Origin of the sequence: Pseudomarimonas salicorniae (genome assembly GCF_023156535.1) — a bacterium.
GTDB lineage: Bacteria > Pseudomonadota > Gammaproteobacteria > Xanthomonadales > Xanthomonadaceae > Pseudomarimonas > Pseudomarimonas salicorniae.
Genome location: NZ_JALNMH010000001.1, coordinates 150,049 through 162,143, shown reverse-complemented (window position 1 = coordinate 162,143; position 12,095 = coordinate 150,049). Strand labels below are relative to the sequence as shown.

General features: G+C 68.5%; 7 protein-coding genes. 3 read left to right on the top strand and 4 right to left on the bottom strand.

Annotated elements, in window-relative coordinates; all coding sequences use genetic code 11:
• Window positions 1-71 precede the first annotated feature (71 nt).
• From M0G41_RS00680 to M0G41_RS00670, 3 genes are all read left to right on the top strand, one after another.
• Window positions 72-1,097: a GlxA family transcriptional regulator gene (locus M0G41_RS00680; protein WP_248204190.1), complete on the top strand. Its 1,026-nt coding sequence runs from the start codon at window positions 72-74 to the stop codon at window positions 1,095-1,097.
• 331 nt (window positions 1,098-1,428) lie between these two features.
• Entirely contained in the window at window positions 1,429-1,995 is a 567-nt protein-coding gene (locus M0G41_RS00675) for an ECF-type sigma factor (RefSeq protein WP_248204188.1), read from the top strand.
• A complete protein-coding gene (locus tag M0G41_RS00670) occupies window positions 1,992-4,874 on the top strand; it encodes a serine/threonine-protein kinase (RefSeq protein WP_248204186.1) in 2,883 nt (960 codons plus the stop codon). The genes M0G41_RS00675 and M0G41_RS00670 overlap by 4 nt, the downstream gene beginning before the upstream one ends.
• A gap of 3 nt (window positions 4,875-4,877) precedes the next feature.
• On the opposite strand, the gene M0G41_RS00665 is transcribed toward M0G41_RS00670, so the two are convergent.
• The 4 genes from M0G41_RS00665 to M0G41_RS00650 form a co-directional block, all read right to left on the bottom strand.
• The gene (locus M0G41_RS00665; protein ID WP_248204183.1) at window positions 4,878-6,989 is read right to left on the bottom strand and encodes an SdrD B-like domain-containing protein; all 2,112 of its coding nucleotides are present in this window, start codon (window positions 6,987-6,989) and stop codon (window positions 4,878-4,880) included.
• A 48-nt stretch (window positions 6,990-7,037) separates the two neighbouring features.
• On the bottom strand, window positions 7,038-9,740 hold the full coding sequence (locus M0G41_RS00660) for a lactonase family protein (RefSeq protein WP_248204181.1): 2,703 nt from the start codon (window positions 9,738-9,740) through the stop codon (window positions 7,038-7,040).
• A gap of 294 nt (window positions 9,741-10,034) precedes the next feature.
• A complete protein-coding gene (gene htpX, locus M0G41_RS00655) occupies window positions 10,035-10,919 on the bottom strand; it encodes a protease HtpX (protein WP_248204179.1) in 885 nt (294 codons plus the stop codon).
• A gap of 167 nt (window positions 10,920-11,086) precedes the next feature.
• The gene (locus M0G41_RS00650; RefSeq protein WP_248204177.1) at window positions 11,087-12,079 is read right to left on the bottom strand and encodes a ribokinase; all 993 of its coding nucleotides are present in this window, start codon (window positions 12,077-12,079) and stop codon (window positions 11,087-11,089) included.
• Window positions 12,080-12,095: the final 16 nt, after the last annotated feature.

Sequence of the window (12,095 nt, the reverse complement as noted above, 5' to 3'; positions counted from 1 at the left end):
TGCTCAGGGGTGCCTTGGCGCGATCCGAGGCAAGCTTGTCCGCGGCGGCGGGTGCCGGAAGTAGGGGGGCGATGGAAGTGTCTGTTCACCGGGTCGTGTGCCTTGCCTTCGACGATGCCCAGGTGCTCGACATCACCGGGCCCTTGGAGGTCTTCGGACGCGCCGCTCGCGTGCTGCGCGACACCGGCGCAAAGCGCGGTCTGTGTTACGAGGTGGCCATCGCCAGCCGCGGCGCGGCGCCGGTTCGCACCTCCTCCGGGCTCAGCCTGGTGGCGGTCGGAGACTGGAACTGGGCACGCAGCGCCGACACCTTGCTGGTGGCCGGCGGCATCGGCTGGGAGGCGGCCTCGCGCGACAGCGACCTGCTTGCCCTGCTGCAGCAGGCCCATCGCGCCGGCACCCGGCTGGCCAGCATCTGCACCGGTGCCCTGGTGCTGGCGCGGGCCGGCTTGCTCGACGAGCGCCCGGCCACCACCCACTGGGCGCACTTCGATTCGCTGCGCCGGGTGGCGCGTGGGGCGCGGATCGATCGTGACGCGCTGTTCGTGCGCTCGGCCCAGAACCTCTACACCTCGGCCGGCGTCACCGCGGGCATCGACCTCGCCCTGTCCCTGGTCGAGCAGGACCACGGCCTGGCCACCGCCCTCGAAGTGGCACGCCAGCTGGTGGTCTTCGTCAAGCGGCCGGGCAACCAGGCGCAGATCAGTCGCACCCTCGCCACCCAGGCGGTCAGCGACCAGCGCCTGCGCCAGGTGGTCCAGTGGCTGAGCGATCATCTCGACCAGGACCTGTCGGTGCCCGTATTGGCCGAGCGCGCGGCGATGAGTCCGCGCAACTTCACGCGACGCTTCACCGAAGAGCTGGGCCTGCCGCCCTCGCGTCTGGTCGAGCAGCTGCGCTGCGAGGCGGTGGCCCGCCGACTGGCAGAAACCGACCTGCCACTGGCCCGGATCGCCCAGCAGCTGGGCTTCGCCTCGGTGGAAACCCTGCGCCGCACCTTTCAGCGGCACTACGGCATGTCACCGGCTGAGTACCGTCAGCGCGCCACCCATGACAGGCCGACGGCTGCGGGTCGTGCCGATGTGCCCGAGTCCTGAGAGGTGGACCTGGCCCCGCGGCGCCTCTCGCAAATCGATAGATCCATTGCTCCAGCGCTTGGGCAGCGCCCCGCCTCGATGGCGGCCAACGGGGCGGCAGACCAAGAGCGCACAGCCAGTTTCGGTGTCCGATAGGCCGTGCAAGCTTGAGCGCTGAGCCCGGCGGGGCTGCTTGCTGCCGCGATGCGCGCAATGCGACCGATGCCCGTTCCGACGGTTGGTTCGGGATCGCTGGCTTTGCGCGGTGCTGTTGCACCCCCCCACGGAACGACGTAGCTTCGCGCCATACGTGCGCGCGGGACCGGCCGCGCCGTCGAACAGGCGCGCGGGCATGCCTGAGGATTTCAAGCCGAACGCGGTGACCGAGTTGCTAGGCAGATCGCGGCAGGGAGACGCTGCTGCGCGCAGCCGGCTGATGGCCCTGGTGTATGGGCAGCTCAAGGAGCTCGCCAGCCGACACATGCGCGGCGAAGGCCCCGTTCCCGCAATGCAGACCACGGAGCTGGTCCACGAGGCCTACCTGCAGATGTTCAGCGGCCAGGTGCCGGACTGGCCCGACCGCCGGCATTTCTTCTCCTACGCTTCGACCGTCATGCGGCATCTGCTGGTCGCCCAGGCGCGACAGCGTCTTTCGCAAAAGCGCGGTGGCGACCTCTTGCGGGTGAGCCTGAGCCATGTCGCACACCAGCCCCGTGACTCCGAGCTGGTGGCCCTCGACCAGGCACTGAGCCGGCTTGCGGCGATTGATGCACGCAAGTCCGACATCATCGTCATGCGCTTCTTCGGCGGGCTCAGCATCGACGAGATCTGCGCGGTGACCGAACTGTCCCCGGCGACGATACATGCCGAGATCAAGGCAGCGCGTGGCTGGCTCTTTCAGGCGATCGAAGGACCATGAGCGAGGACCGCGAACTGCTCCGGATCTACCAGGCGGCTCTGGCGCTGCCCGACGATGCGCGACGCGGCTACGTCGAACGGGAGACCGGTGCCGACTCAGCGATGAAGGAACGCGTGTTCCGCCTGCTGGCCGCGGCCGAACTCGCACAGGAGGCGGGCTTTCTTGAACGTCCGGTCAGCGGCAGCGTGATGGCGCTGGGTGCGCCGGTGGGGCGCAGCGGTGAAACGACAGGCCATCCTGCGGTGATCGACCGCTACCGGCTGATCGAGCCGCTTGGCGAGGGTGGCTTCGGCACCGTGTACCTGGCCGAGCAGCTCGAACCGGTACGCCGGCACGTGGCACTGAAGCTGATCCGCAGCGATCACATCGACGCCAGCTTTGTCCGCAGGTTCGAAGCCGAACGTCAGGTGCTGGCACTGCTGCAGCACCCGGGTATTGCCCAGATTCTCGATGCCGGCGCCACCGAAAGCGGCGACCCCTATCTGGTGATGGAGCGGATCGACGGGGAGCCGATCACCGACTACTGCGACCGCCGTAGACTGACCCTGCGCGCACGCATCGAACTCTTCACGACCTTGTGTGCTGCCTTGCAGCACGCGCACCAGAAGGGCGTGATCCATCGGGACATCAAGCCCGCCAACGTGCTGGTCACCGAGCAGGATGGCCGCGCGATCCCCAAGATCATCGACTTCGGCATCGCACGCGCGGCCGATCTGCGGGTCAACGAGCAGACGCTGAAGACCGAGGGCGGCCTGATCGGCTCGCCGATGTACATGAGTCCCGAGCAGATCGACCCGAGCGCAACCCTGGACATCGACACCCGGGCCGATGTCTACAGCCTCGGCGTGCTGCTCTACGAACTGCTGGTCGGCACCACGCCCTTTGCGGGGGAGGGTGGACCGCTGCTGCCGATGCTCCGGCAGATTGCCGAGACCGATCCGCCGCGTCCCAGCCTGCGTGCGGCCGGCCTGTCCGAGGAACTGGCGGGCAAGCGGCAGACCTCGATGCAGGCCCTGGTCCGGGCCCTGCGCGGCGATCTTGACTGGATTCTTCTCAAGACGCTCGAGAAGGACCGCGAGCGGCGCTACGAGTCGCCCTCTGCGCTGGCCGCCGACCTGCAGCGGGCGTTGGCGCACCAGCCCGTCGAGGCCCGACCGCCCAGCGCGGGCTATCGCATGTCGAGATTCGTGGCCCGGCACCGCGTCGGCGTGGCGGTGACGGCGCTGCTCATCCTGAGCCTCATCGTCGGACTGGTCGGCACGTCAGTCGGTTTCATGCATGCCCGCGACGAGGCGCAGCGAGCGCAGCAGACGCTGATGCTGCTGAACGAATTCCTCAGCGCGCCGGCGCCGGAGCGCGAGGGAAAGGATCTCACGGTGGTGGGATTGCTGGAGCGCTTCGAGCCACGAATCGACTCGCTCTCTGACCAGCCCCGCATCCAGGCCGACCTTCTACGAACCTATGCCGCCACCTATCTTGCACTCGGCCTCTTCGATCGCGCCGCGGAATTCGCCGAGCGAAACCTGGCCCGACGCGAGGCGCTGCACGGCGATGCCGGTCTGCCGACGCTCGCCGCCGTCCACCTGCTGGGGCGCATCCACAATGAGCAGGGGCGCTACGCCGACGCTGTCGCCCTGCAGCGCCGCGCACATCGGCACGCCATTGCCCGGCTGGGCGAGGAGGCCGTCCCCACCATCGACTACGCGGTGGGTCTTGCCGAAGCCCTGGCGAAATCGGGCGAACGCGAGGAGGCCGCGGCGCTTCTGGCTGATGCACTCGAGCGACGCCGGCGACTCCTCGGCGACGACCACGACGCCACCCTCCACGCAATGAACCAGCTGGGCGAAACCCTGTTCGCGCTCGACCGACGCGATGAGGCCCTGGCCCTGGCGCGTGAAGCCGTCGAGCGACGCAGCCGGCATTTCGGATCCGACCACCCGGAGACCCTGCACGCACTCAGCAACCTGGCTTTCCAGCTTGGCGAAACGGGTCGTTACGAGGAGGCCGCGGAGATGGACCGCGACCTGCTCGAAAGGCGGATTCGCGTGCTGGGAGAGACCCATCGCAAGACCGTGGTGTCGATGATCAACCTGGCCTGGGTGCTCGGGCGCCTTGCCCGCTACGAGGAGTCCACCGAGCTGAACCGCCGCGCGCTGGCCATCCTCGAGCGAACCCAGGGGATGGAGGCGCCGGATACGCTGGTGACCAAGGCCAACCTGGCGATGGACCTGCTCAGGCAGGGCGACGCCGGGACGGCTGAGAAGATGCTGCGTGAGGTCGTCGAGGCGCGTTCGCGCGTTCTCGGTCCGGACCATCCGGTGACCCTTGTGGGCATCGGTCACCTGGCCCACGTGCTGGAACAGCAGCAGCGGTATGCTGAGGCGCTCGGCATGGTGCGCGACCTGGTTCAGCGGCGCACTGCGGTGCATGGCTCGGAGCACCATAACACGCTGGTAGCGCGAAACCAGCTGAGCGGGCTGCTTTCCAAAACCGGGGCTTTCGCCGAGGCTGAGTCATGGGCCCGGGACGCCCTCGCTCCGCGCATCAGGTTGTCGGGGCCGGAGGCAGCCCAGACGCTGGCAGTTCGTTCGAACCTCGCGGAAGCCCTGGCGGGTCAGGGGCGGCTCGATGAGGCCGAGGCGATCGCGCGCGAGGTGCTGGCGATCAGGACCCGCACACAGGGCGAGGACCATTCCGGAACGCTGGCGGCCGTCGAGGCGGTCGCCGAGATCCTCGCTTTACGCGGACAGTTGGCTGAGGCGAGGGACATGTTCAAGTACGCGCTGCAGAAGCGAACCTTGCGGCAGGGGGCGGAGCACCCGCAGACGCGGAGTACTCGCCAGCGTTTGTCGACGCTGGAGGGTTCCGGAACGGACTGACGCTCAGCGGTCCTCGAACCCGTCGGCGAACAATGGCGGCACGAGGCCGGCGTCTCGGGTGTCGTCGACAGTGCCCTGGAAGTAGAGGAATGCCGCGGTGCGCAGAGAGACCGGGTCGAGGTCGCTGTCCTTGCCATCGTCGAGGCCCTGATCGAGCCGGGTTGCCGCGTAGCCCGGCGGCAGGCGCATCTCGATGTAGTACTCGCCCTGCTCGGGATCGAGGAATTCGTAGAATCCCTGGTCGGTGGTCACGGTCTCGCCGGCCAGCGCCCCGCTGGAGGTGAACAGCCGCACCTCCACGTTCCCGACACCGGGCTCGCCGCCGTCCTGGATGCCGTCCTCGTCGAGATCCTCCCAGACGAAGTTGCCGATGGCCGGGCCTCGTGCCGAGACCACGCCTGCATCGCGGCTGACGTCCACCGTGCCGGCCACGTGGGCGAACAGGTCGGTGAGATAGGTGCCGGGGGCGGCATCGCTGTCGAGTTCGTCGTCCATGCCCTGGTCCTTGACCGTCAGGGCATCGGGGGCGATCCGGAAGAACAGCCGGTAATTTCCCGACGGTACCCCGGTGAACGCATATCCGGCGGCCCAGGGGGTGTAGAAGGTGACGTCGACTACCGCGCCGGTCTGATCCCGCAGTTCCACCAGGCCCCGGAGCGGATACAGCGGCTCTCCTGCATCGCGCAGGCCGTCCTGGTTCTCGTCGACCCAGATCAGGTTGCCGACCAGGTCGAAGGCATCGGGGGGACGGTCCATGGTGTCCTCCAGGATCGGCTGCAGGCTGCGGCCCTGGATGCTGGTGCGGTCGTCATCGCCGTGCAGCGATCCATCGCTCTCCCAGACTGCGAACAGCAGCCCCTGCGGAGAGACGCCTACGGTCGGCACGGTGCTGGTGAAGCCGAGCGCCTGGTTGACGCGGATCTCCCCTCCGATGCGGTGCCCGTCGCGGTCGAAGCTCTGGGCGAGGATCTCGGAGCTGTCCGGGTTGGCGAACGCGTCCTCCCAGATGACCACGAAGTTGTCGGCGAGATCAATGGCCACCCGCGGGTTGCCGGGGAACAGGCCGATGCTCGTATTGACCTCGATCTCGCTGCCCACCGGGCTGCAGCTCGAGTCGAGGACCTGGGCGCGGATCATGCTCTGCGTGCTGGTCGCGGACGGCTCGAGGCTCTCCCACGCCACCACCGCCCGTGACCGACCGAAGACCACCGCGGGTCGCGACTGCGCGCCGGCAATCGTCGTATTGACCTGGAACTGCACCCCGGGGCTGCCGGTGCTGCCGAAACAGCGGGCCTGGATGCTGAGGCCCTGGTCATCATTTCCCGGTGAGCCTTCGCTTTGCCAGGCGACCAGGGTGGTGCCGAAGAAGTTGCTGGCGACGGCCGGTCGCTGCTGGGCGCCCGTGGTGAACGTGTTCACCTCGAACTCATCCCCGGGCTCGCTGACGCCCTTGGCCTCATCCTTGATCAGGTCGGCCGGTCGCGGCACCCCATCGAGACGGTAGCGCCGGCCCCGGATCGCCCAGCCCTTGTCGGGAAACGGGTTCAGCACGCTGTTGCCGAACGACTCCCAGACCACGAAGAAGCCACCGCTGCCGTCCATCGCCACGGCGGGGCGCTGCTGCTGGTTGGCGCCGATCTGGTTGACCTCGAACACCGGTCCTACCGGAGTGCCGTCGACGAACATGCGGCGGGCGTGGATCGCCTGCAGGGAGCCGTCCTGGAAGCCCTCCTCGCAGCAACGCCCATCCCCGGCCCAGACCACCACCGCCGAGCCCACCAGTGCGCTCGCCGCTGCGTCGGGGAAGCCTCGCGCGCCCTGGGTGAGCTCATTGACCTGCACCTCTGCGCCAACAGGTCGGCCGCCGAAGTCCTGTTGCTGCAGGACGATCAGTGACTGGCCGTCGTCGGCGCTGCTCCAGACGGTGAGGAAGCCGTCGCGCACCGCCACCGTGCTCGGGTTGGACTGGAAGCCGGCGATCCGGCTGTTGAGCTGGAACTGGTCGCCGATGGGTACGGGCTGGGCCTCCGCTACGCCTGCCAGCGCTGCGCAAAGCACGCCGCCCAGCCAGCATGAGCGACTCGGCGCATGCCCCGCGTAGCCATGATCATTCATCGGGTCTCCTTCAGGCTGGGTTGCCTGCCTGCCGCATCGAGCGAGCACTCAGTCGTCGAGAAAGTCTTCAAACCCGTCCGCCAGGAGCGGCCATGGCAGGTTGTTATGCCCGGCGATATTGTCCTTGGGGTTGATGTCACCCTCGGCGGTGGCCGTGGCGCGGTTGAAGTATCGGAGGCCCGGCGGAACCTGGATCACGTAGAGGATGTGCACGAATGCCAGCCCCTGTGGACCGCTGCCGCGTGGGTCGAGCTGGAAGCCCAAACGCAGGTCGCCCTCGCCACGGTCCTCCGTGCTGAGGCTGGATCGATTCTGATCCAGCACGAGCCAGGTGCCGCCAAGGGCACCGGCCGGCAGAAGATCCTCGAGAAACACCGAGGCCGATGAGTCGTTTCGCTTGTTGTAGACATGGATGTCGAAGCCGGCAACGCCTCCGGAAGCTCCGCCCCCCGCTTCGCTTAGATATTTGTCGATCCGAACGTCGATCGCCCCCGGCACCGGCGCCGCCGCGGTGGCAAACAGGGCCAGCGAGCCGTCGCGGTCGCCGACGATCACGTGGGCGAGCGAGTCCGGCGGATCCTCGACCGGCGCCGGGTCCGACACCCCGCTGACGCCCGCCTGGCCGTGGGTGGCCGTATCCACCAGCGAGAGCAGCCCGCTGCCCGGGTCCCGGGAGAAGACCTGCACGCTGGCGGTGTCGGCGTCGGTGACCGTGACCGTGGTGCCGTCCTCGCTGATGCTGAAGCCGGTGCCGGTGTCCTCCAGCCGCTGCACCTCAGTGAGAACCAGGGCGCCCGTGGAAAAGTCGATGCGCAGCACCAGCAGCCGCTGGGGCGACTCGGTGGCGATCAGGACGTGCAGGCCATCCGGCGAGAAAACGATGCGCCGTGCCGCCGACCCGAACCCCTTGGCCATGCTCACCGGCTCATGCAGCAGGCGCCCTGTCTGCGGGTCGCGACTGAACGCCACGGGCTGGCTGCTGAAGGCCGCGGCGACCAGCAGCAGGGTTCCGTCGGGACTGATCGCCATCGTGTCCGGGCTGACCAGGCCGGCAAGCCCATTCTCGCCATTGACATGGGTCTCCAGGCGACGCAGATGCCCGCTGGGCTCATGCCGCCGGAACACCACCAATGCATCGTCGGAGCGGCCGGCCACGTAGAGGTGCCGGCCGTCGGCACTCATGGCCAGTGCGCTGGCCCCGCCCATGCCGGGGGCCGAGGTGGTTCTGTCGAACTGCAGCTCGCCGTCGATTCCGATCACGTTGAAGGTCGCGATGACATGCTCCACCGGCGACACCGCGTAGACATGGCGCCGGTCCGGCGAGACCACGACGTCGTTCACCGAGGTCAGGCCCCGCACGCCGTCAACGCCGTTGCGCTGTGCTTCGACGAACCGAAGTGTCTGCTCCCCCGGGTCCAGAGCGAACACGCCCAGGGCGTTGTCACGCGAGCCCGCGGTATAGATCCGCGTTCCGCCGGCGTCCACCGCCACAGAGCGGATCTGGTCGAGGCCGGCCACGTCCGTCGGCGGCTCCTCGCGAATGGCGGAATAGGTCAGCAGGCCGCTTGCGCCGTCGCGGCTGAAGGCGACCAGGCTGCGGTCGCGCCCGCTGATGCCGTGGACCAGCGCGCCGTCGGGGCTGGCCAGCACCGTCTCGACGAAGTCGAGCCCGGCCACGCCACCGTTCTGGGTGGCCAGAAAGCTCAATGCGCCGGTGCCCGCATCGCGGCCCAGCGTGGTGACCGCATCATCGATGCGCGCCGCCACATAGAGGTGGGCGCCGTCCGGGCTGAGCGACAGGTAGGTTGCGCCATTCAGGCCGGTGACGCCGCCCGTCCCATCCTCGATGATGTCCGCATAGGTCAACATGCCGGTCGCCGCGTCGCGGTCGAAGCGCAGGACCGTGTCGTCGATCGGCGATGCGATGTAGACCTGGCCGCCGTCGCCGCTCACCAGCACCGCGGTCGGATTGAGCATGCCGGCGATTTCATCGGGATCCTGGGTGCCGAACAGGTAGGCTTCGAATTTCTGCAGGAAGCTCAATGCGCCGGTGCCGGCGTCACGTTCGAGCACGGCGAGGCTGCTGGTGGACGTGCCGACGGCATACAGCGTCGCGCCATCCGGACTGATCGCCACCTGCACCGGCGAGCCGAGGTCTGCCGGGCGGCGGAAGGCCTCGACGAAGCTGAGCGCACCGGTGGTGGCGTTGCGGGAGAACACCGCGATGGCGTCGTCGTCGCGGCCAGCGACGTAGACGTGCGCGCCATCGGGGCTGACCAGCAGGAAGCGGGCGCCCAGCAGGCCGTCGATGCCGTCGATGCCATCGCGCAGGACCTCGACGGGCGTCAGCTCGCCCGAGGCGCCGTCGCGGGCGAACGCCGCCAGTGCGTCCTCCTCGCCGCTCGCCACGTAGACGTGCTCGCCGCCGGGACTGATCGCCACGGCGGCGGCGCCCTCCAGGCCGTCCACGCCGGCGACGCCATCGCGCAGGACCTGGCCGAAGGCCAGGCTGCCATCTGCTGAAGGAATGAACTGCACCAGCGTGTCGTCCTGGTCGGCCACGACGTAGAGGTGCTGGCCGCCGGGGCTCCAGGCTCCATGGCTAAGGCCAGCCAGCCGGGTGAGCTGACTGATGGACGACTTGAATTCGAGAATCTGCGCCTGCGCCCCGGGCGCGAGGATCAGGCTCATGAACGCGAGGCGCGTGACCCAGTCGGATAGTCGATTTGCAAAGGTCTTCGGCTTGCTCACGGATCTTCCCCTTCCCATGCCTGCTCTGGTCAAGGGGATTCGGGCAGCGAAATCTCCAGCCGCCGATCGGCGTAGCCTCGCGGTTGGCGGCTATCTGCTCAATCGAGACCAGCGAAGATGGCTGGATTTCCGGCAGGGGACTGGACGCAACGGTCCGCCGCGCCGCGGAGGTCGCCCGAGTGCTTTCCTGAAAAAGCGCACTCAATGGCTGGCGCGTTGCGCCGAGTCTTCAGGCGCCCAAACACGAACGCCGCCCTGAAGGCGGCGTTCGTGCGGAGATGAGAAACAACCGACTTAGTGGGTCTGGCTCTTCAGCGCCTCGATGCGCTGCTCCAGCGGCGGATGGGTCGAGAACAGCTTCTTGATGCCGTCCATGCGGATGCCGGAGATGCCGAAGGCGGCCATCTCGCCAGGCAGCGGCTGTGGGTGGGCGGCACGCAGGCGCTCCAGCGCTGCGATCATCTTCATCCGGCCGGCCAGAGCGGCGCCGCCGGCATCGGCACGGAACTCGCGCTGGCGGCTGACCCAGGCGACGATCATCGTGGCGAGGATGCCGAGCACGATCTCGGCGAGGATCGAGGTCACGAAATAGGCGATGCCGTGACCCTCCTCGTTCTTGAATACCACACGGTCGACGGTGTGGCCGACGATGCGGGCGACGAAGATGACGAAGGTGTTCACCACGCCCTGCACCAGGGCCAGGGTCACCATGTCGCCGTTGGCGACGTGGGCCATCTCGTGGCCGAGCACCGCCTCGACCTCGTCGGCGTTCATGTGCTGCAGCAGGCCGGTGCTGACCGCGACCAGCGAGCTGTTCTTGGTCATGCCGGTGGCGAAGGCGTTCGGATCCGGGCTGTGGAAGATCGCCACCTCCGGCATCTTGATGCCGAGCTTCTCGGCCTGACGCTGCACGGTGGCCAGCAGCCAGCGCTCGGTCTCGTTGCGCGGCTGGGTGATCACCTCGGCGCCGGTCGAGCGCTTGGCCATCCACTTCGACATGGCCAGCGAGATGAACGAGCCACCGAAGCCGAACACCGCGGCGAAGATCAGCAGGTTGGTGTAGTTGAGCCCGCTGCCCGATTCGTCCAGCACCCGGTCGACGCCGAGCAGGCGCAGCACGACCCCGAGTACCAGGATCACCGCGAGGTTGGTCAACAGGAAAAGGCCGATGCGACGCATGGATGGAACTCCTGGAAATCGTTTGGGACTAGACTCGGGATACGCCGTGCAGGCGGGGTGAAGGACTGATGGTCGTTCTCCGCCGGAGAAGATCGGGGTCGGCGCGGCGAATCGCAAGAGCCACGCCGGGATTCGGTTCACATTGGCAGCCCGGGGACGGGACGGCGTCAGCCTGGAAAGCGTCGACCCACCTGCTCCCTCGTGGGCATCGATGCGGCGGCGCCGTGGGATTCGACCGAGCAGGCCGCGCAGCGGGTCGCCTGCGCGACATGGGTGGCCAGCGCCAAGTCCACCGCGCAAGCCAGCGATGCTGCCAGCGCACCGTTGAAGCAGTCGCCGGCCCCGGTGGTGTCGACCACGTGGGCGGACTGCCCGGGGACCCGGTAGGCCGCAGCGACGTCGTGGAAGCGCGTCGGATCGGCGTGGGAGACGAAAGCCCCTGCGGCGCCCAACGTCAGCACCACGCTGGGCACGGGCAGCAGGCGGCAGAGCGTGTGCAGGTCTTCATCGGCGAGGCTGGCGATGGCCGAGGCCTCGACCTCGGCGCCGTGGGCACGGACCAGGGCGGCGAACTCGCTCTCGTTCGGGGTCAGCAGCTCGCACTCGGCGAGCAGGGCGCGATAGGCCGCGCCGTCCTGCTGCGGGGCGGGGTTGTGGATGCGCAGCAGGCCCAGTTCGCCGGCCAGCTGCAGGGCGCGCAGGCTCGCCACCGGATGCACCTCGTGCTGGGTCAGCAGCACGCGGGCGCTGGCGATGGTCTCGCGCTGGGCCAGTACGTGGGCCGGCGCCAGCAGCGAGTTCGCCCCCGGCGCCACCACGATCGAGTTCTGCCCGGCGGCGTCGAGCCAGATCGCTGCCGTCCCGGTGGCCTCGCCGGCGACCTGCTGCCAGCGGGCGTCGATGCCTTCGGCCCTGGCGGTGTCCGCCGCGCGCTCACCCAGGGCATCGTTGCCGCGGGCGGCGATGAAGGCGGTGCGGGCGCCCTGCCGTGCCGCGGCGACCGCCTGGTTGAAGCCCTTGCCGCCGGGGCCGCTTGAGAACCTTCCCATCCGGGTCTCGCCCGGCGCCGGCAGGCGCGCTGCCTGCCAGACCATGTCCTGGTTGTAGCTGCCGACGACGACCACGTCGCAGGCAGCCGATTTCTTTTTCCGCGCGGCCATCGGAGCAGACCTCGAA